The sequence below is a fragment of the Bradyrhizobium sp. HKCCYLRH2047 genome (assembly GCF_051168175.1).
GTDB lineage: Bacteria > Pseudomonadota > Alphaproteobacteria > Rhizobiales > Xanthobacteraceae > Bradyrhizobium.
The window spans coordinates 478478-498262 of sequence record NZ_JBNPUM010000004.1 but is presented as its reverse complement, the minus strand read 5'-3'; the positions used below and the strand labels follow the sequence as shown (position 1 = coordinate 498262).

The following is a 19785-nucleotide window of genomic DNA, read 5'->3' as shown; positions in this document are numbered from 1 at the left end:
ATTCAAACTAGCCCCAGATTCGTTCAAACCCGTTAAGGTGGGATTCCATCTTTCCCCGAGATGGTTTCCACTTGCTTGAACCCATTCCGAAGACTCGGGCATGATGGGCGCAAAGTAGAGCCGACAAGTTAACGGAAAGGCAAATCCGCCGTTGAAAAAGCCCGTTCGAAATCCGCGCGAAGTCGCTGAAATCGTTGCAGTTCAGGCCCTCGGCTTCCTGGCCGGCGAACCGGAGCGGCTGGGCCGTTTCCTGGCCGAGACCGGGATCGGGCCGGAGACGCTGCGATCCTCGGCCGCCGACCCCAATTTCCTGGTCAGCGTGCTCGATTTCGTGCTGCGCGATGACGAGACGGTAAAGGCTTTTGCCGCCCACTCCAAGTTACATCCCACCAATATCATGGCCGCGCGGCAGGTATTGGGCGACCGGCAGTGGGAGCGCGACGTGCCGTGACCGAAGCAGCGCCAGCGAGCGGGTCGCGCGCGGTCAGCGGGCCGACCTGCTTCTGCCGCGACTGCCTGACGGACCTCGACGATGGCGCGCGCCGCTGTTCCGCCTGCGGCTCGCCGCGCCTCGTCCGCCATCGCGCCCTGCCCGCGCTGACCCTGGCCCATATCGACTGTGACGCGTTCTATGCAACCGTCGAGAAGCGCGACAATCCAGAGGTCGCCGACCGGCCCGTCATCATCGGGGGCGGCAAGCGCGGCGTGGTGTCGGCGGCCTGCTACATCGCCCGCACCTATGGCGTGCGCTCGGCGATGCCGATGTTCAAGGCGCTGGAGCTGTGTCCCTCGGCGGCCGTGATTCCCCCGGACATGGCGAAATATGTCCGCGTCGGGCGTGAGGTCCGGCAGGCGATGCAGGCGCTGACGCCGCTGGTCGAGCCGCTGTCGATCGACGAGGCGTTCCTCGACCTCTCCGGTACCGCGCGCGTCCACGGCATGATCCCGGCCAAGGTGCTGGCGCGCTTCGCCCGCGACGTCGAGCAGACCATCGGCATCACGGTGTCTGTCGGGCTGTCCTGCAACAAGTTCCTGGCCAAGATCGCCTCGGATCTCGACAAGCCGCGCGGCTTTGCCGCGCTCGACCAGGAGGAAGCACTGATGATGCTGGCCGACAAGCCGGTCGGCTTCATCTTCGGCGTCGGTCCGGCGACCCAGCAACGGCTGGCGAACCAGGGCTTCCGCACCATCGCCGACCTGCAGCGCGCCGACGAGATCGAGCTGATGAAGCAGTTCGGCGGCGACGGCCGCAGGCTGTGGCGGCTGGCGCGCGGCATCGACGACCGCAAGGTGGTGGCCGACCGCGGCGCCAAGACGATCTCGAGCGAAACCACCTTCGACACCGACATCCGCGACTACGTGACCCTGGAAAAGACCCTGTGGCGGCTGTCGGAGAAGGTGTCGGCACGGCTGAAGGCGAGCCAGCTCGCCGGGTCGACCATCACGCTGAAGCTGAAGACCGCGGACTTCCGTCAACGAACGCGCTCGCAATCGATCGCGGCGCCGACGCAGCTCGCCGGCAAGATCTTCGCAATCTGCAAGGAGATGCTGGCGCGCGAGACCGACGGCACGGCGTTCCGGCTGATGGGCACAGGCGTCAGCGCGTTGCGCCCGGGCTCGGAGGCCTCCGACACCGACATGCTCGACCGCCGCTCGGCCTCGGCCGAGCGCGCGATCGATGCGCTACGCAAGAAGTTCGGCCAGGCCGCGGTGATCCGCGGCATCGCCTATGACGGCCCGGAGCAGACCGAATGACGCCCCGGTCAATTGCTGCAGGGCTTGCCGTCCTTCACGTCCTTGACGTCGAACTTGCCGAGCGCGCCGGCGATGACGAAATCATTGTAGTCGAGCACGAGCGCGCGCGAGACGCCGTTCTCGTAGAGCTCGAACGACATCGCGTAGACCGGCGTCTGCTCGCCCTCGGCCCGCTTGGCGTCGCGGTCATAATAGCTGACCGTCACCGGCCACCGCGTCATCTTCTTCATCTCGTCATTGTCGGTCGAGGCGTCGGGCTTGGCGGCGGCCTTGTCGGCCGGCACGGGCGCACCGATCACGGTCAGCGTGTTGTAGACCTTCTCGCCATTGTCCGAGCCGTCATAGACCGTCAGCTCGAGCAGCGACTTGCCCTCGCGCGCGGCGGCGATGATGCGATGAATCTGCTCGGTCGGAAAAACGGTCGAGCCGTCGAGCGTGAAGGTCTTCGCCTCGGGCTGCTTGAGCTTGACGGTGATGTGATCGCCGGTGCGCTCGGCGATACCGTCGACCGGGCTGGAGGCCTGCTCGTTCATGCGCGAGTCGATCTTGAAGCGGTAGCTCTTCCCGGCGCCGTCCTCCCATGCGGTGGACCGCAGGTCGCTCAGGGTCACCTTGCCCTCCCCGAGATCGAGCTCCGAGACCTGGCGGAATTCCGAAGTGTAGCCGTCGCAGGCGTTGCCGGAGAAATTGTAGAGGATGCGGCCGCGCGCGCTGTTGACCGGGCTCGAACCGCGCGACTTGACCAGGCTCAGGTCGTAGAGCGCCTGATGCGGCAGGAACGGCACCGCCGCCCCGGCCTGCGCCGGACCGAACGTGATCGCCGCGACGGCGAGCGCTCCCATCGACAGTCGAAACGAATGAGCCATGAGTTTTCCTCGGAGGACGTATCGCTAAACCGTCACATTAGAGACCGCTGCATTGCGTCGCAACTGCGGCTGTCTCACGGAAACGTGCGCTTAAAGCGCCGGAATCGCGTCGGTGCTGGCAGCTTGCATGTCACTGGCAACTGCGCCAAACAGGGCTGCGGTCCGGCACGGGACCGGCTTTCAGGCGACAGAACGGGGATTTGAGATGGCGGGTACGGTCGAACAGAACCTGGCGGCACAGGGCATCACACTGCCGGCACCAAAGGCACCGGTGGCCAATTACGTCCCGTTCGTGCGCACTGGCAATCTGCTGTTCGTGTCGGGCCAAGTCTGCCTCGGCGGCGACGGCAAGATGATCGCTTCCGGCAAGCTTGGCGGCGGCGTGTCGATCGAGGACGGCTACGCGGCCGCGAAGGGCTGCGGCGTCAACCTGCTGGCGCAGGTGAAGGCGGCGGTCGGCGATCTCGACAAGGTCGTGCGCGTGGTCCGGCTCGGCGGCTTCGTCAATTCGGCGCCGGATTTCCTCGACGGACCGAAGGTGCTCAACGGCGCCTCCGACCTGATGGTCGCCGCCTTCGGCGACAAGGGCCGCCACGCCCGCACCACCGTCGGCGTCTCGGCCCTGCCGTCCGATGCGGCGGTGGAAGTCGAAGGCGTGTTCGAGGTTGAGTGAGTTCGAAGTTGAAGACAATGGACGGGGCGAATGCGCGCACCTGACTGGCTGACGGCCCGCCCCGTCGCCCATCGCGGCCTTCACGATGCTGTCAGCGGCATCATCGAGAACATGCCGGCCGCCGCACGCGGCGCCGTGGCCGGCAACTTCGCCATCGAATGCGACATCCAGCTGTCGGCCGATGGCGAGGCCATGGTGCATCACGACTATGATCTCGGACGCCTCACCGAGGGCACCGGCCCGCTGATCGAGAAGACCGCGGCAGAGCTGAAAGCGATCAAGTTCAAGCAGACCGACGAGCAGATGATGACGCTCGGCGACCTCTGCAACCTGATCGCCGGACGCGTGCCGCTGGTCGTCGAGGTCAAGAGCACGTTCCAGGGCGATCGCCGTCTGGTCCGGCGCATGGCCGAGGTGCTGGCGTCCTACTCCGGGCCGGTGGTCGGGATGTCGTTCGATCCGGACCAGGTCCGTGCCTTGCGCGAGACCATGCCGAAGCTGACGCGCGGCATCGTCGCGCAGCGCAGCTACGAGGACGGCTATTGGGCCAAGCTGACCCAGGCGCAGCGCGACAGCATGCTGCATCTGAAGCACGGCTTCAGCAGCCAGCCGCATTTCGTCGCCTATTGGGTCGACCAGCTGCCTGCGCCGGCCCCCTGGATCGCGCGCAATGTGTTCGGCTGCCCGCTGCTGACCTGGACCGTCCGCACCCCCGAGCAGCGCGCCGCTGCGGCCCGCTACGCGGATCAGATGATCTTCGAAGGGTTTACGCCGGAGACGTGACGCCGGCCTTGAACTCGCTGCTGCGATGCACGATCTTCAGGGCGTGGCATCTGGAACGTCCCGGCCGGGGCGTCCCGTGCCGGCCGGTTTGACAAGGACTCGATGGCATCGCCTGAGATCACGCTCGAAGCCGTTCCCGGGATCAGCGAGATCCCGGCGGCCGCATGGGATGCCTGCGCCAATCCCGGCGGTCGCGTTGGTCCCGGCTCATCTCCCGCCTGCGGCCGCGGCTACAATCCGTTCATCTCACACGCGTTTTTCTCAGCACTCGAAGCCTCTGGCTCGGCCACCCTGCGCACCGGATGGGCGCCGCGCCATCTGGTGGCGAAGATCGGCGACGATATCCTCGGCGTCGTGCCGTGCTATCTGAAGTCCCATTCGCAGGGCGAATACGTCTTCGACCGCGGCTGGGCCGACGCCTATGAGCGCGCCGGCGGCCGCTATTATCCGAAGCTGCAGGTGTCGGTCCCGTTCACGCCGGCGACCGGGCCGCGGCTCTTGATCCGCGCCGACCAGGACCAGGAATTGATCGGCAATGCGCTTGCGCAGGGGCTCAAGGCGCTGTGCGGGATCAGCGAGGCGTCCTCGGTCCACGTCACCTTCGCCCGGGAGTCGGAGTGGCAGCTGCTCGCCGCGCAGGGCTTCCTGCAGCGCACCGACCAGCAGTTCCACTGGCACAATCAGGGTTTTTCCAGCTTCGACGATTTCCTGGCGACGATGAATTCGCGCCACCGCAAGGCGATCAAGCGCGAGCGGCGCGATGCGCTCGGCGCCGGCATCACCATCCATTGGCTGACCGGCAAGGACATCACCGAGGACGCCTGGGATGCGTTCTTCGCGTTCTACATGGAGACCGGCTCGCGGAAGTGGGGCCGGCCGTATCTGACCCGCAAGTTCTTCGCGCAGATCGGCGAGACCATGGCTGAGGACGTGCTGCTGGTGATGGCCAGGCGCGACGGCCGCTGGATCGCCGGTGCGATCAACTTCATCGGCTCGGATACGCTGTTCGGGCGCAACTGGGGCGCCATCGAGCACCACCCGTTCCTGCATTTCGAGGTCTGCTACTACCAGGCGATCGACTTTGCGATCCAGCACAAGCTTGCCGTGGTCGAGGCCGGCGCCCAGGGCGAGCACAAGATCGCGCGCGGCTACCTGCCGCAGACTACCTACTCCGCCCACTACATCGCCGACCGCGGCCTGCGCCACGCCATCGACGACTATCTCAAGCGCGAGCGCGCCTATGTCGAGCAGGCCGGCCGCGAGCTCGCCGAATCCGGACCGTTCCGGAAAGGCATGGACGAGCCGTCTTGACCGGCGACACCTGCCGGTGAGAGTAAGGCGCACCAAGAAGAACCGCTTAAGGGACTGCCCATGACCGCCTACGATCCCAACAATCCGTTCGCAAAGATCCTGCGCGGCGAATTCCCCTGCACCAAGGTCTACGAGAACGACCACGTGCTGGCGTTCCTCGACATCATGCCGCGCGTCCCCGGGCATACGCTGGTGATCCCGAAGGTGCCGGCCCGCAACATCCTTGATATCACCGAGGAGGACTACCTCCACGTCGGCCGTGCCGTGCGGACCATCGCGCGCGCGGCCAAGACCGCGTTCGCCGCCGATGGCATCACCGTGCAGCAGTTCAACGAGCATGCCGGCGGGCAGATGGTGTTCCACCTGCACGTCCACATCATGCCGCGCCACAATGGCGATTCCCTTCTGCCGCCCGCGAGCCGCAAGGAAGATCCGAAGGTGCTGGAGGAGAACGCCGCGAAGCTGATGGCGGCGCTCAAGGGCTGATCAGGCCTCGTCGAGCCCGATGTCCAGCGCGGCCGACGAATGCGTGATCCAGCCGACGGAGATCAGGTCGACGCCGGCCGCGGCGATCGCGGGCGCGGTCTCCACGGTGATCCGGCCCGAGGCTTCGGCGATGGCCTTGCCGCCGATCATGCCGACCGCGGTTTCGAGCTCCGCCGGCGTCATGTTGTCGAGCAGCACCGCGTCGACGCCGAGCGTCAGCGCCTGCTCGAGCTGCGCCAAGGTGTCGACCTCGACCTCGATCTTGACGAGATGGCCGGCATGGGCCTTCGCGCGCGTGATGGCAGCCTTGATGCCGCCGGCGATGGCGATGTGGTTGTCCTTGATCAGGACGGCATCGTCGAGCCCGAACCGATGATTGCCGCCGCCTCCGGCGCGCACCGCATATTTCTCCAGCGCGCGCAGGCCCGGCGTGGTCTTCCGGGTACAGACGATCTGCGCCTTGGTCCCTTTCACCGCCGCGACCAGCGACGCCGTCGCGCTGGCGACCCCGCTCAAGCGGCAGAGGAAGTTGAGCGCCACGCGCTCGCCGGTCAGCAGCGCCCGCGCCGGGCCGCTGATGGTTGCGATCGTGTCTCCCGGCGCCGCGGCGCTGCCATCAGGCCGCACGACCTCCAGGCGCACGTCCGGCGAGACGGTCTGGAAGGCGCAGCGCGCCACATCGAGGCCCGCGATCACGCCGTGCTGGCGCGCCCGCAGCTTCAGCGATGCGCGCTGCTCGGCCGGCACGATGGCATCGGTGGTGATGTCGCCGGCCCGGCCGAGATCCTCAAGCAGCGCCATGCGCACCAGCGGCTCGTAGAGCAAGGGCGAGAGAGGATTGAGACTCATGGCACTGCACTCCTCAACGGCGTCTGCTCGGCCTCGACGATGTCGCGCGCAACCGTGATCGCCTCGGGCAGAGTGAAGCTGGACGGCTGCGCGACGGTCCGCGTGTCCGGACGATCGCTGCGGAAATGCGCGCCGCGGCTCTCCTCACGGGCATGCGCCGCGACCGCGATCATCAGGCCGACCAGCGCAGGATCAGCCGCGGGCCCGGCCTGCTCCGCCAGCGGAAGCAGGCTGCGGACGGCCGCCGCGATCGTGCGGCGCTCGCGCATCACGCCGAGCGCATGCGACAGCAGTGGCCGTACGGCCGACGGATCGGACGCCGGCGGAATAGCCGCCACCGCGCATGGCTTGCCGGCACGCTGCGGCGCGCCGGCCACGCTTTCGGCCACCCATTGCGCGCAGACGATCGCTTCCATCAGCGAGTTGCTGGCGAGCCGGTTGGCGCCGTGCAGGCCGGTGCGGCTGGCCTCGCCACAGACCCACAAGCCCTCGACCGTGCTGCGTCCCATCGCGTCAACAGCGATGCCGCCCATATGATAGTGCACGGCCGGCCGCACCGGGATCGGATCGCGCGCGGGATCGATGCCCGCCATGCGGCAGAAGGCGCTGATCACGGGATAGCGCGCGGCGAAATCCTTGCCCGGCTTGTCGCGCGCATCGAGCAACACACGGTGTCCCTGCGCGCGGCGCCGCCACACCGCGCGCGCCACCACATCGCGGGGCGCCAGCTCGGCCCCCGGCTCGTCGGCCATGAAGCGCGTGCCGGTCTCGTCGATCAGCACCGCACCGTCGCCGCGGATCGCCTCGGTGAGAAGCGGCAGCGGCCGCGAGGGCCCGTCAAACGCGGTGGGGTGAAACTGCACGAATTCGAGATCGGACAGCACGGACCCGGCCCGCGCCGCCAGCGCGAGCCCCTGGCCGAAGCAGCCGGTGGGATTGGTGCTGTCGAGGAACAGCCCGCCGATGCCGCCGGTTGCGATCACGACGCGTGTCGTGGCGAGGATCAGAGCCGCATCGCCGCGCACCGCAACCACGCCCTGGATCGCGTTGTCGTCGACAATCAGCCGGCGCGCCTCGACGCCCTCCAGAAGCGTCACCGAGGGACATCGCCTGACCGCCGCGATCAGTGCGCGCATGATCTCGCGTCCCGTGCCGTCGCCGGTCGCATGCACGATCCGCTTGCGGCTGTGCGCGGCCTCCAGGCCCAGACGCCAGCGTCCATCCGCATGCCGGTCGAACGCGACGCCGAGCTGGGCGAGGCGTTCGACCGCGGCCGGCGCAGCATCGATGATACGGCGCGCGGCGGACTCGTCGCACAATCCCGCTCCGGCAGCGAGCGTGTCCTTCAGATGCAGCGACGGATCATCGTCATCGCCAACCGCCGCGGCCAGTCCGCCTTGCGCCCACATGCTCGATGCCTCCGCGCCGAGCGGCGACTTCGACAGCAGCACGACGGGCTCGGGCGCGAGCTGAAGCGCCGTCATCAGACCTGCGGCTCCGCCGCCGATGATCACGGGACGGCCAGCCAACTTCGAAACATCGATGCTCATGATGCCAGCATCCTTTCCACGGCGCGCCGCGCGCGCTCGGCCATCGCGGGATCGATCGTGACCTCGTGCGTGTTGGTCTCGAGCGCATGGCGGATGTTCTTCAAGGTGATCCGCTTCATGTGCGGGCACAGATTGCAGGGGCGGATGAACTCGATGTCGGGATGGAGCACGGCGACATTGTCGCTCATCGAACATTCTGTCAGCAGCACCACCCGGGCTGGCCTTCTTGCTCCGACGAAGTCCGACATCGCCGCGGTGGAGCCGGCGAAGTCGGCTTCCGCCACGACCTCCGGCGGACACTCCGGATGCGCGAGCACGGTGACGCCAGGATGGCTGTCGCGAAGCGTGCGGACGTCATCGGCGCTGAAGCGCTCATGGACCTCGCAATGCCCTTTCCAGGCCGTGATCCTGACCTTCGTCTGTGCGGCGACGTTCCGCGCGAGATATTCATCCGGCAGCATGATGACGTGATCGACACCGAGGGACTCGACGACCGCGCGCGCGTTGCCGGAGGTGCAGCAGACGTCGGACTCCGCCTTCACCGCCACCGACGTGTTGACATAGGCGACCACGGGCACGCCGGGGTGGCGCGCGCGCATCAGCCGCACGTCGGCGGCGGTGATCGACTCCGCCAATGAGCAGCCCGCCTCCACGTCGGGGATCAGCACCGTCTTGTCGGGATTGAGCAGCTTGGCGGTCTCCGCCATGAAGTGGACGCCGGCGAGCACGATCACCTCGGCATCGACCTTGGTCGCTTCGCGCGCCAGCAGCAGGCTGTCGCCGACGATGTCGGCGACGCCGTGATAGATCTCGGGCGTCTGATAGTTGTGCGCCAGCACCACGGCATTGCGCCGGCGCTTCAGCGCCAGGATGGCTTCGACATCGTCCTCGAAGACAGCCCATTCCGGCGGCGGGATCACCCGCCTCAGACGCTCAGCAAGCGATGCATTCGGCGCGACGGCGGGCAGGACAAGATCGGCCATTTATACTCTCCATGAGCATAAGATGCCTTATACTTATCCTGAGCATAAGCCTTGTCAAGAGCGGGCGATCAAGACCGCGAGAGCGGCAGCTTGGTTCCGACCACCGCCCGCTCGGCCAGAACGCCCTGCCGGAAGCGAAACAGCTTGGCCGGCCGACCGATCGTGTCGGCAGCGATTGCGCCTGTCTCTTCAACGAGTTCCTGCTGCTCGATGAGGCGGCGGAAGTTCTGCTTGTGGACGAGCCGGCCTGCCAAGGCCTCGACGCTGCGTTGCAGTTGCAGGAGTGTAAATTCTTCCGGCATCAACTCGAACACGACCGGCCGGTATTTGATCTTGGCGCGCAGCCGCGCGATGCCGGTGGCGAGAATGCGGCGGTGATCACCCGTCATGGCGCGGCCCGGCACGATCGGATCGCCTCCCTTTTCGCGCACGCTCTCGGGGATCAGCCCCGCCTCATACAGCAGCTCGTAGCGCTGCAGCGTCAGTTCCTCGTTCCACTCGCGGCCATCGAGGCCGAAGGTGATGGCGGCGCGCCGCCACCTGGTCTTCTGCAGCGTCGGCTCGTCGGCGGATCGGGCCCAGGCTTTCAGCTTCGGCGCGATGATCTTGGCCAGGATCGCCGGCGGCCCGTCGCGATGATCCTCCCACGGGAAGTAGTCGTACCAGGATGACCATTGCGCATCCGCGCCCTCGCGCCCCTCCTCCTCACGGGTCAGGCCGAGATAGCTGATGGAGATCCGGTGCGGCGCGTCGGGATCGCCGGTACGGCCACGGTCGGCGAAGGTGTAGAGCTGCTCGACATAGCCCAGGGGATGGCCGGTCTGGGCCTCGACCCAGGCGCGCAGGCCGGTCTGCAGCGAGCGGTGCCCGAACTGAAACGGTCCGCTCGGCAGCGCCGCAGCGTGCTCGATCGTCATGATCCTGGGCTGCCCGTCGGTCACCGCCACCAGCACGGCGACGAGGTCCGCCGTGATCGCATCCAGAGCCGTCACCGTCTTCTGCGGCCGCTTGTTCACCTTCGACATCCGGATCTGTCGGTCCTATTTGTCATCCTTGCCAGCCGCCCCTGGCGTGAACACGCAGTGATCCGGTTTCAGATCGATCAGCGGCGTCTCGTCGAGGCAGTCGAGACCGCGCACCAGAACGGTGCTGCCCTCCAGCGCGACGAAGCGGACCGTCGACACGCCGATCGGATTGGGACGCACCGGCGAGCGCAGCGCGAAGGTGCCCCGGGTCTCGCCATCATGATGGCGCGGGCTCTGCTTCACGAGATCACGGCGCGCTCGGTTGAGCCAGTACAGCACCTGGAGATGGCTGAAATGATCGATGCCCTGCAGCGCCGGCACCCAGGGCTCGAAGATCTCGAGCCGGCACACCGGCCCCTCGAAGCTGCCCTGCCGCGGCGTCTCCAGACGCGAGGTCCAGGGCGTGCGGATACGGCCGATGAAATACAGCGTGGCGTCGCGCGGCTGTGGCGCGTCGATGGCGACTTCGCCCGGGCGGAGATCGGTATCAGCAGTCATTGCGGAGTCCTCAGGTCTTCCCGGCAATCTATCCGAACCTCGGCTCACCGCAATTGCGGCCGCGCAAGATCGCGCAACTCATCCGAGCCACCATTTGCCGGCCAGCATCGCGGCCTCGCCGCAGACGACACCGGCGAAGATCGAGCGACGGGTCGCCATGAAGGCCGCAAGGCCGGCAACGACGGCACCGTAGCGCAGGCCCCACGGCACGCTGGCGAGCGCGCCCGGCGGCTGCACCAGGATCTGGGCGATGACCCCCGCCAAGATGGCGGTCGCGACCGCCTTGACCCACATCAGCAGGTCCGAGCCCTCGTCGAGCCCGCTGCCGAACCAAAGTCCGAGCAGGCGCCAGATCTGGTTGGGGATCACGCCTGCCACCAGCAGCACCACGAGCGCATGCCAATCGCCGATGAAGTCGCTCATGCCAGCCCCCGCCGCTCGCGCCATTTGTGCGCGCCGAACGCGAGCGTTCCGGCGACGACGCCGCTGACCAGGATGTCGACGCCGCTGTTGAGCTGGGCGGCCAGCGGATACAGCACGAGGCCGAGGCCCAGCGCGAGCACGTCGGCAAGCTCCCTGGCGTTGCGCAGGGTCGAGAACAGGAAGGCCAGCGGCGTCAGCAAGAGCACCGCGGCGCCGAAGGTCTGCGACAGATTGGCGGCGAGAAGATACCCGATGATGGTCGCGATCAGCGCAATCCCCATCAGGCCGGTGCCGAGGCCATGGACGAAGGCGATGCGGCGCTCGCGCGGCACATGCGGCAGGAAGCGATAGCATTCGACCCACAGGGTGACTGCGGTGAAATGCGCGATCAGCACCAGGTGCCGCCGCTTGGTCTGGGGCGAGCGGATCAGCGGCAGCACCGCCACCACCATCGGAAACAGCCGGATCGCGCTCATCGTCACCGCGATCGCCGATTGCAGAATGGTCTGGCCGGAGCCGAGCGTGGAGACCAGGATGATCTGCGCCGGCCCGGCCCATATCAGCACGGTGCTCAGGATCGCCCAGAGCATGCTGAAATGGGTGTCGTGGGCAAGCGCGCCGATGCCGATGAAGGTGACGAACAGCACCAGCGACAGGATGGTCGCCGACGTCGCGCGCAGCCCCCAGCCGAAGGCGCGCAGCGAACCATGCCATTGCGGCGAATCGAGCGGAGGAAGTGTCACGGGCGGCCCAGCGGAACGAACCGCGATAAGGCTGGCGAAAGCCGTTCGCGTCAACCGCCGTCACGCGCGCGCAGCTCTGCACAGCGCGCAAGCCGTCACGCGTCAGACCCGGTTGCGCAGCACGAAGCAGGCGCCGCCGGCGCGGCGGATGCGGTTGCAGAGCCCGTCCGCCTCTGGCCGGCTCTCGGCACCGATCCGCACCTGGTAGAACGCGCGGTTGCCGCGCGAGCGCATCACCGACGACAGCAGGCTGGGGTCGCGGTCACCAATGATGGCGCCAAGTCCCTTGATGGCGCGGGCATACATCGACAGGGCACGGTTGCGGTCGAAGCCCGCCGCCAGCTGCACGCCCCACGGTTTCGCAGCCGCCAGCGCCACATGCTGCTCGAGCTCGCGGACGAACGGGTTCGGCGCACGCTTCAGCAGCGCCATCAACTGATGACAGGACGTCGGTGGCGGGCTCGGCGGCATCTTGCCGCCCTTCCCCGCCGCGGCCCAATCGTCGATCGACGCGCCGGTGATGGCCGAGACGTAGTTGCGGGTTTCCCACGGCATCTGCCCCTTTCCGCCGAGCCAGTCCTGCACCCGGCGCGGCCCCGCATTGTAGGCCGCCGCCGCGAGCCCGAGATTGCCGAACTGATCGCGCAGCTCGGCCAGGAACTGCGCCGACTTCGGCAGCGCCTGAACCGGATCGAACGGATCGAGCAATTGGCGCTCGTTCGCCGTGCCCGGCATGAACTGGGCGATTCCCTGCGCGCGCTGGCCGTTGCGCGTGACCGGCCCGACTGCATCGCTCTGAAAGCGGCTCTCCTGCCAGATCACGCGGGCGAAGAATTCGAGCGGCAGATCATTCGCCTTGGCTGCGGATTCGATCATCAGGCAGATCGCCTCGCGCGTGCCGCTCTCCTTGGACTCATCGGTCTTGTTCTCCGGGCCCTCTGCTGCAGCGTCTGCCGGCTTCGCAGCCTCCTGCGGCGAATCCTGCCGCGCGCCATCCTTCGGATCAGCCGGCACGGCAACGTCGCGGTCGGAGGCCTGCTCCGCCGCCACGCCGGACAAGGGCATGGTCAGCATCAAGGCAAGGCCGAGACAGGCAATGCGAGCAACGGAAACCATGGAAAGCATCGTGGGCGCGGTGCAATGGTTGGAATTCTGCCGACAGACAAAGCCGAAGACCATGCGGGGTTCCACCGCGCGGCGCCTTGACACAGCGAACGAGCCGGCTAGCAATCCCCAAGTCCTGCAGGGAGCGCGACGGATGACCGCACCGACCGACGACAGACTCGGCTTCGCGCCCGACAGCGATGCGCCATTGTCCTATATGGCGCGCACGCGCGACTACTATCTGGCGATCGGCTATGACACGCCCTATCGCTGGGCCCACTACACGTCGGCGCCGTTTCAGCCGCTGCGCAAGCCGCTCGCGCAGTCGCGCGTCACCATCGTCACCACGGCCGCGCCTTTCGATCCCGCCAAAGGCGATCAAGGTCCCGGCGCGCCCTACAATGGCGGCGCCAAGTTCTACTCCGTCTATGACGGCGACACGTCGGCGCAGCACGACCTGCGCATTTCCCACATCGCCTATGATCGCGTGCACACCTCGGCCGAGGATGCCGGCACCTGGTTTCCGCTACCACAGCTCCTAAGGCTGGCAGGTGAAGGCCGCATCGGCACGGTCGGACCGCGTTTCTTCGGCGCGCCGACCAATCGCAGCCACCGCGTGACGATCGAGACCGATGCGCCGGAGATTCTCGCGCGCTGCCGCGCCGACGCGATCGACGCCGTCGTGCTGGTGCCGAACTGTCCGGTGTGCCACCAGACGGTGAGCCTGGTGGCACGGCATCTCGAAGCGAACGGCGTCGCGACCGTCGTCATGGGCTGCGCCAAGGACATCGTCGAGCACGCCGCCGCGCCGCGCTTCCTGTTCTCGGATTTTCCGCTCGGCAATTCCGCCGGCAAGCCGCACGACGCGGCCTCGCAGGCCTTCACGCTCGATTTGGCTTTACGTGTCCTCGAGAGTTCACCAGCCGCACGCACGACCGTGCAATCGCCTTTGCAGTGGAGCGAGGATCACGGCTGGAAGCGCGACTACAGCAATCCCGCCATGCTCGCGCCGCAGGAGCTGGCGCGGCGGCGCGCCGAGTTCGATGCGCAGAAGGCGATCGCGCGGCAGGTTCGTGGAAAGCAGGTGTGAAAGCCACACTCGGGCGAAACTCGCCCGGGAATTTCTTCGGATAATGCTGATTGCGCTTGCCGTCCCGCTCCAGTTGCGCTTGAGTTCCCCCGGGTTTCAAGGGGGCAGTACCAAATGAGAGTTGTAGCGTTGGTGGCGCTGTGCGCCGCGCTGGGAGGTTGCGCGTCCGTGACGCGGGGTACAACCGAGACGATCAGCGTCGCGTCGACGCCGTCCGGCGCCGAGGCCACGGTCGCCGGTCTCGAAGCGCCGATGACCTGCACGACTCCCTGCTCGTTCGTCGCCAAGCGCAATGCCGACATCTCCGTCACCATCGAAAAGCCTGGCTACGAGACCCAGATCATCCCGTTGACCAAGGACATCCCGGCGACCGGCGCGGCCGGCTTCGCCGGCAACATCCTGGCGGGCGGCCTGATCGGCATGGGTGTGGACGCGGCGACTGGCGCGGCGACCGACCACAAGCCGAACCCGGTGATCGTCACCTTGCAGCCACGCATGGCGGCACCGGCAGGCCGTGCGCAACGGCCGCCGCGGCGGTCGGCCCCGCCGCCGGCCCAACCGGAGGCCGGGACCTAGCCCGCTCGCCAGGCCTGTCAGCCAGCCGCCGATTGCGCTTCGCCAGGAGCGACCGCATCGACCGGCAGCGCGAACTGCTCGACCCGGTTGAGCGGCTTCTTGTTGAGCAGCAGCCGGGTCACATCGGGGCGCGAATAGTGCCCCGCCGGATCGGCGGCATTCTTGGCGATGCCGATCATGCCCAAATCGATCTCGGCGATCAGCAGGCCTTCCTGCTCCGGCGGCAGCTTCTCGGCGAGCGAAGAGCCATCCGGACCAAAGATCGCGGCGTGGCCGCCGCCGACATGCAGCAGCGCGTGCTTGTCGGGCCGGTCACACAGCTCGTCGATCATCGCCTGCGAGACGGTGGCGCACGGCGCCAGCACGAAGCACGAGCCCTCGACCGCATAGACGCGCGAGGCGGCGTTGTTGACCTCGGCGCCGAGCGCCGGCGCGAACGGATCGTACAGCGAGAAGCTGGGCCAGGCGGCGACATGCACCTGCTCGTTCTGCGCGTACATCGCGTATTTCGACAGCGGCTGCAGATGCTCCCAGCAGCACAGCGCACCGATCCGGCCGATGTCGGGACGATCATGCACCGCAAGGTCACTGCCGTCGCCCTCACCGTAGACGGTGCGCTCGGCATGAGTCGGCCGCAGCTTGCGGCGCCGGGCGATGGTCTCGCCCTCGGGGCCGATCAGCCATTGCGCGATGTAGAGGCTGCCGCCGTCGCGCTCGGAGAGTCCCAGCACGGCGGTCAGCCTCGCCTTGCGCACGGCAGCCCGCAGCGCCTCGGCCTGCGGGCTGTCATAGGCCAGCGAGTTGTCGAAATAGCGCTGCACGAAGCCGCGGCCGATGCACCAGGCTGGCGAGTCCATCCAGATGTGCCAGGGGTAGCCGGGGATGAACACCTCCGGAAACGCGATCAGCCTGGCGCCCTTGTCGGCCGCCTCCTCGATCAGGGCGATGGTCTTCTTGATCGAGGCGTCCAGGTCGAGCCAGGCCGGCGCCGCCTGCACCACCGCCACCTTGTATTTCGGATGTGCCAGTCCCATCGCTGCTGCTCCCTGATGCCCGTGCGCGGCGGGTGGCGCCGCGACCGGGCCAACTATTGACGCCAGCCGGCTTTCGCGCTCGTCTCCCAGGGAACGAACATTCGACTGCGGCTGCGACGAAGATCGAGCCGGCCCGGAATTTGCTGCATTGCCGCAGCCACAGGTGCAGGAGGAGACGGAGCGATGCCGATCCTGTTCACCACCGACGGAAGCCCGGGCCACCGCCGGCTGGCGCTGTGGCAGGACATCGTCTGCGACGTCTATGTCGGGCTCGATTGCACCTCCGATCTCGGCAGCGCGTTTCGCGGCTCGGTGACCCACACCGCGTTGGGACGGGCCGTGTGCTCCGAGGTCGCCTCGGACCGGCAGCGCGTGCACCGGACCTCGCAGCGGATCTCCCGGGCGGATGCCGACTTCATCCTCATCGCGCTCGGGCGCGAGGGGATCGGCGGCGTCGTCCAGGATGGCCGCGACACCGTGATCAGGCCCGGGGAGTTCGCGATCTACGACACGACCCGCCCCTATGAGCTGCAGTTCGACGCCGCGTTCAAGCAGATCGTGTTCAAGCTCCCGCGCGAGATGCTGCAGCGCCGGATCGGTCCGACCGAGACCGTAACGGCGATCAGCTTCGGCTCCGACAGCCCGCTCCAGCCACTCGCCCACGACTTCATCGTCAGGCTCTGCGAGCGCGCCGAGCGCATCGGCCCCGAGCATGCCGAACGGCTGGCGGACCAGGCCGCCGACCTGCTCGCCATGACCCTGGCCGAGCGGCTGTGCACCCAGCCCCTGCCCGCCTCGAGCCACCGCGCAGCGCTGCTCTATCGGATCAAGGCGCACGTCCGCACCCGGCTGTCCGACGCCGACCTCTCACTGCCGGAGATCGCACGCGAGCTCGGGCTCTCGGCGCGCTACGTCAACGATCTGTTCTCGGACGAGGAGACGTCGTTCCAGCGCTTCATGCTGGCCGAGCGGCTCACGCAATGCCGGCGCGATCTCGGCTCGCCGATGCTGGCTCATCGTCAGATCAGCGAGATCGCCTTTTCCTGGGGCTTCAATGACCTCTCGCATTTCGGCCGCGTGTTCCGCGAGCAGTTCGGCCTGTCGCCACGCGAGTGGCGGCGCAGCACCTTGAAGCGCTAAACTCCCTCGAAACTCCCTTGCAACGCGCCGGCCGCATGCGCTGGTCGGCCGGGCCGGATCTGCGATGCGCCGTTTTGCCTTGAAGGCTCTGTTTACCCTGCTGACGTTGAACCGGGATGATGACGATCCTCCCCGTTGGGATCTGATCATCCTGATCGGCTCGACGATCGTGAGCATTGGCCTGATCGGGCTTTACGCCTATGGAAAGGCCACCGGCCGCTGGTAGGCCGGATAAGTCGGGTGAACGTGACATGATCATGCGAGCAGGGCTTGGGTTGGCTTTGACGTGCCTGCTCACAGGCCCAAGCCATGCGCTGGACAGCGAGCAGAAGCGTGGAAAAGCGCTCTTGCAAAGCCTTTGCAGCCGATGCCATGCCGTAGGTCTCACGGGCGCCAGCCCGCACCCCGACGCGCCCCCGTTCAGGACCTTCGGTGACAGCAAGCTCTACGACGAGGATTTCGCCCAGCGGCTGCAGGCCGGCCTGTCGACCATTCACAAGGACATGCCGAGCTTCCAGTTCGACCGGCCCGAGGCGGAAGCCGCGGCCAACTATCTCAAGGCGATTCAGGTCCGCCCCAAACGGCGGTGACGCGTCGGCGCGCTCCGCCGGCGTGGAACGGGATATGTACCGCCGTGTTGCCCGTTCCCGTCCATTGTCCGCGGCGCGGCAGCGGCCGGAGCCCGCATGATGACGCCGACGACCCCAGGTCTGCACGCCGACGGACTGCCGCTGCCGCAGCGCACCTGGGCGATCGTGACGATCGCGCTCGGCATCGTGCTGGCCGTGGTCGACGGCGCCATCGCCAATGTGGCGCTGCCGACGATCGCCCGCGACCTGAACGCCAGCCCGGCGTTCTCCATCTGGATCGTCAACGGCTACCAGCTCGCGGTCACGATCTCGCTGCTGCCGCTGGCCTCGCTTGGCGAGATCATCGGCTATCGGCGGGTCTATCTCACCGGCCTCGTGCTGTTCACGGCGGCCTCCGCGTTCTGCGCGCTCGCCGACAGCCTGCTGCTGCTGACGCTCGCGCGCATCCTGCAGGGCTTTGGCGCCGCCGGCATCCTCAGCGTCAACTCGGCGCTGGTACGTTTCACCTACCCGCACGCTCTGCTCGGCCGCGGCATCGGCATCAATGCGATGGTGGTCGCAGTGTCCGCCGCGGTCGGTCCGACCATCGCCGCCGGCATTCTCGCCGTCGGCAGCTGGCCGTGGCTGTTCGCGATCAACGTGCCGCTCGGCATCGTCACCTTCGTCTTCGGCTTCCGCTTCCTGCCGCATACGCCGCGCGCCCCGCACATGTTCGACTGGCAGAGCGCGGCGCTGAGCGCGGTCGCCTTCGGCTTCCTGATCGCCGCCGTGGACAGCCTCGGCCATGGCGAGGCGCTGGTGACCTGCGCGATCGAGTTCGTCGTCGCCATCACGGCCGGCGTGTGGCTGGTCTGGCGCCAGACCCACATGGCCTCGCCGCTGCTGCCGCTCGACCTCTTGCGCATCCCGGTGTTCGCGCTGTCGATTGCGACCTCGATCTCGTCGTTCTGCGGCCAGATGCTCGCCTTCGTCGCCATCCCCTTCTATCTCGAAAGCCATTTCGGCTATTCGCCGGTGCAGATGGGTCTCCTGATCACGCCGTGGCCGATCGCGGTCGGCCTGACCGCGCCACTGGCGGGCCGGCTGGTCGAGCGCGTGCCGGCCGGCCTGCTTGGTGGGATCGGATTGGTGATCTTCGCCTGCGGGCTCGGTGCGCTCGGCCTGCTGCCGCGCGAGCCGTCGGCATGGGACGTCGTCTGGCGCATGGCGCTGGCGGGCTGCGGCTTCGGGCTGTTTCAGACGCCCAACAACCGCACGATGATCGCGGCCGCCCCGCGCGAGCGCGCGGGCGGCGCCAGCGGCATGCTCGGGACGGCGCGGCTGCTCGGCCAGACCACGGGCGCAGCCCTGGTCGCGATGTTCCTGGCGATCGACACGACCGACGGCACGCGGCTGTCACTCTTGACCGGCGTCGGTTTCGCGCTGGTCGGCGCATTCCTGAGCATGCTCAGGCTGTCGCCGGCCGGCGCCCGCGGCGCCGAGCGCGTCCGCGTCCAGGACGGCCAGCGGCTGAAGGGCGAGTAGCGACAGCGATGACGGACTGGACGATGCTGGCCCTGCTCGCCCTCGCCGCCTTCGGCTCGGGTATCGTCAATGCGCTGGCCGGCGGCGGCGCGTTCCTGACCTTCCCGACGCTGCTTGCGGCCGGCATCCCGGCCATCGACGCCAACGCCTCCAGCACCGTCGCGCTGTGCCCCGGCCAGTTCGTCAGCGCCTGGGCCTCCCGTGAGATCTTGAACGACGCAAAGGCGCCGTGGCGTCACGACCTCGTGCGGCTGTCGATCATCAGCCTGCTCGGCGGCACGCTCGGCGCCGTGCTGCTCCTGGTCACACCGTCGGCCGCCTTCAGCCGGCTGGTGCCCTGGCTGTTGCTGTTCGCCACGATGGTGTTCGCATTCGGCATGCGCTTTACGCCGAAGGATGGCGCGCGCTGGTTCGGGCCGCGGACCATCCAGGCGGTGCAGTTCGTGATCGCGATCTATGGCGGCTATTTCGGCGGCGGCATCGGCATCCTGATGCTGGCCGCGCTGGTGTTCTATGGCCTGCGCGACATCCGCGCCATGAACGGCATGAAGGTGCTGCTCGCCGCGCTCATGAATATGACGGCCTCCGCCATCTTTGCGTTCTCGGGCCGCGTGCATTGGCTGGAGACGCTGACGATGATGGGCGCTGCCATGGTCGGCGGCTTCGTCGGCGCGCGGCTCAGCCAGATCATCCCGCCGGCCCATGTGCGCCGCTTCATCATCGCCGTCGGCTGCGGCCTGACGGTGTATTTCTTCGTCAAGCCGGCCTGAGCCGGACGTCGC

23 protein-coding genes are annotated in these 19785 nt (G+C 67.6%); 13 read left to right on the top strand and 10 right to left on the bottom strand.

Annotation, left to right across the window (positions count from 1 at the left end; genetic code table 11):
* Nucleotides 1-151 precede the first annotated feature (151 nt).
* Nucleotides 152-451 carry a DUF3572 domain-containing protein gene (locus ACQR1D_RS12600; protein ID WP_315718395.1) on the top strand — a complete coding sequence of 100 codons (300 nt, stop codon included), beginning with the start codon at nt 152-154 and terminating at the stop codon, nt 449-451.
* A complete protein-coding gene (locus tag ACQR1D_RS12595; protein WP_434838267.1) occupies nt 448-1755 on the top strand; it encodes a DNA polymerase IV in 1308 nt (435 codons plus the stop codon). The genes ACQR1D_RS12600 and ACQR1D_RS12595 overlap by 4 nt, the downstream gene beginning before the upstream one ends.
* Nucleotides 1756-1763: 8 nt before the next feature.
* Here ACQR1D_RS12595 and ACQR1D_RS12590 read toward each other — a convergent pair whose 3' ends face one another.
* Nucleotides 1764-2621, bottom strand: coding sequence for a cell envelope integrity EipB family protein (locus tag ACQR1D_RS12590; protein ID WP_315804115.1), 858 nt, complete (start codon nt 2619-2621; stop codon nt 1764-1766).
* 205 nt (nt 2622-2826) lie between these two features.
* On the opposite strand from ACQR1D_RS12590, the gene ACQR1D_RS12585 reads away from it, so the two are divergent.
* From ACQR1D_RS12585 to ACQR1D_RS12570, 4 genes are all read left to right on the top strand, one after another.
* Entirely contained in the window at nt 2827-3294 is a 468-nt protein-coding gene (locus ACQR1D_RS12585; RefSeq protein ID WP_315804116.1) for a RidA family protein, read from the top strand.
* Nucleotides 3295-3324: 30 nt separating this feature from the next.
* The gene (locus ACQR1D_RS12580; protein WP_316237479.1) at nt 3325-4077 is read left to right on the top strand and encodes a glycerophosphodiester phosphodiesterase; all 753 of its coding nucleotides are present in this window, start codon (nt 3325-3327) and stop codon (nt 4075-4077) included.
* 102 nt (nt 4078-4179) lie between these two features.
* A complete protein-coding gene (locus tag ACQR1D_RS12575; RefSeq protein ID WP_434838268.1) occupies nt 4180-5388 on the top strand; it encodes a GNAT family N-acetyltransferase in 1209 nt (402 codons plus the stop codon).
* Between the two features lie 60 nt (nt 5389-5448).
* The gene (locus ACQR1D_RS12570; protein WP_316218273.1) at nt 5449-5874 is read left to right on the top strand and encodes an HIT family protein; all 426 of its coding nucleotides are present in this window, start codon (nt 5449-5451) and stop codon (nt 5872-5874) included.
* On the opposite strand, the gene nadC is transcribed toward ACQR1D_RS12570, so the two are convergent.
* From nadC to ACQR1D_RS12530, 8 genes are all read right to left on the bottom strand, one after another.
* Nucleotides 5875-6723, bottom strand: coding sequence for a carboxylating nicotinate-nucleotide diphosphorylase (gene nadC, locus ACQR1D_RS12565; protein WP_315804120.1), 849 nt, complete (start codon nt 6721-6723; stop codon nt 5875-5877).
* On the bottom strand, nt 6720-8273 hold the full coding sequence (locus tag ACQR1D_RS12560) for an L-aspartate oxidase (RefSeq protein WP_434838269.1): 1554 nt from the start codon (nt 8271-8273) through the stop codon (nt 6720-6722). The genes nadC and ACQR1D_RS12560 overlap by 4 nt, the downstream gene beginning before the upstream one ends.
* Nucleotides 8270-9256 (bottom strand): quinolinate synthase NadA, encoded by a 987-nt coding sequence (gene nadA, locus ACQR1D_RS12555; RefSeq protein WP_434838270.1) that lies wholly within the window; start codon nt 9254-9256, stop codon nt 8270-8272. The genes ACQR1D_RS12560 and nadA overlap by 4 nt, the downstream gene beginning before the upstream one ends.
* A 68-nt stretch (nt 9257-9324) precedes the next feature.
* Nucleotides 9325-10281: an NUDIX hydrolase gene (locus ACQR1D_RS12550; protein WP_315804123.1), complete on the bottom strand. Its 957-nt coding sequence runs from the start codon at nt 10279-10281 to the stop codon at nt 9325-9327.
* Between the two features lie 15 nt (nt 10282-10296).
* Nucleotides 10297-10779, bottom strand: a complete 483-nt coding sequence (gene tsaA / locus ACQR1D_RS12545; RefSeq protein ID WP_434838271.1) for a tRNA (N6-threonylcarbamoyladenosine(37)-N6)-methyltransferase TrmO — start codon at nt 10777-10779, stop codon at nt 10297-10299.
* A 78-nt stretch (nt 10780-10857) separates the two neighbouring features.
* The gene (locus tag ACQR1D_RS12540) at nt 10858-11202 is read right to left on the bottom strand and encodes an AzlD domain-containing protein (RefSeq protein WP_315804125.1); all 345 of its coding nucleotides are present in this window, start codon (nt 11200-11202) and stop codon (nt 10858-10860) included.
* Entirely contained in the window at nt 11199-11945 is a 747-nt protein-coding gene (locus ACQR1D_RS12535) for an AzlC family ABC transporter permease (RefSeq protein ID WP_434838272.1), read from the bottom strand. Before ACQR1D_RS12535 ends, ACQR1D_RS12540 begins: the two co-directional genes overlap by 4 nt.
* A gap of 102 nt (nt 11946-12047) precedes the next feature.
* On the bottom strand, nt 12048-13061 hold the full coding sequence (locus ACQR1D_RS12530) for a transglycosylase SLT domain-containing protein (RefSeq protein ID WP_434838273.1): 1014 nt from the start codon (nt 13059-13061) through the stop codon (nt 12048-12050).
* Between the two features lie 142 nt (nt 13062-13203).
* On the opposite strand from ACQR1D_RS12530, the gene ACQR1D_RS12525 reads away from it, so the two are divergent.
* Nucleotides 13204-14139, top strand: a complete 936-nt coding sequence (locus ACQR1D_RS12525) for a glycine reductase (protein ID WP_316181830.1) — start codon at nt 13204-13206, stop codon at nt 14137-14139.
* 114 nt (nt 14140-14253) lie between these two features.
* Nucleotides 14254-14715 carry a PEGA domain-containing protein gene (locus ACQR1D_RS12520; protein WP_316181829.1) on the top strand — a complete coding sequence of 154 codons (462 nt, stop codon included), beginning with the start codon at nt 14254-14256 and terminating at the stop codon, nt 14713-14715.
* 17 nt (nt 14716-14732) lie between these two features.
* Here ACQR1D_RS12520 and ACQR1D_RS12515 read toward each other — a convergent pair whose 3' ends face one another.
* The gene (locus tag ACQR1D_RS12515; RefSeq protein ID WP_434838274.1) at nt 14733-15749 is read right to left on the bottom strand and encodes a carbon-nitrogen hydrolase family protein; all 1017 of its coding nucleotides are present in this window, start codon (nt 15747-15749) and stop codon (nt 14733-14735) included.
* 183 nt (nt 15750-15932) lie between these two features.
* On the opposite strand from ACQR1D_RS12515, the gene ACQR1D_RS12510 reads away from it, so the two are divergent.
* The 5 genes from ACQR1D_RS12510 to ACQR1D_RS12490 all read left to right on the top strand — a co-directional run bounded on the left by ACQR1D_RS12510 (nt 15933) and on the right by ACQR1D_RS12490 (nt 19773).
* Nucleotides 15933-16889 (top strand): helix-turn-helix domain-containing protein, encoded by a 957-nt coding sequence (locus ACQR1D_RS12510; protein WP_434838275.1) that lies wholly within the window; start codon nt 15933-15935, stop codon nt 16887-16889.
* 64 nt (nt 16890-16953) lie between these two features.
* A complete protein-coding gene (locus ACQR1D_RS12505) occupies nt 16954-17115 on the top strand; it encodes a hypothetical protein (RefSeq protein WP_315804132.1) in 162 nt (53 codons plus the stop codon).
* A gap of 25 nt (nt 17116-17140) precedes the next feature.
* A complete protein-coding gene (locus tag ACQR1D_RS12500; RefSeq protein WP_315804133.1) occupies nt 17141-17479 on the top strand; it encodes a c-type cytochrome in 339 nt (112 codons plus the stop codon).
* Nucleotides 17480-17578: 99 nt separating this feature from the next.
* Nucleotides 17579-19003 carry an MFS transporter gene (locus ACQR1D_RS12495; RefSeq protein WP_316181822.1) on the top strand — a complete coding sequence of 475 codons (1425 nt, stop codon included), beginning with the start codon at nt 17579-17581 and terminating at the stop codon, nt 19001-19003.
* 8 nt (nt 19004-19011) lie between these two features.
* The gene (locus tag ACQR1D_RS12490; RefSeq protein ID WP_315804134.1) at nt 19012-19773 is read left to right on the top strand and encodes a sulfite exporter TauE/SafE family protein; all 762 of its coding nucleotides are present in this window, start codon (nt 19012-19014) and stop codon (nt 19771-19773) included.
* The last annotated feature ends 12 nt before the right edge of the window (nt 19774-19785 follow it).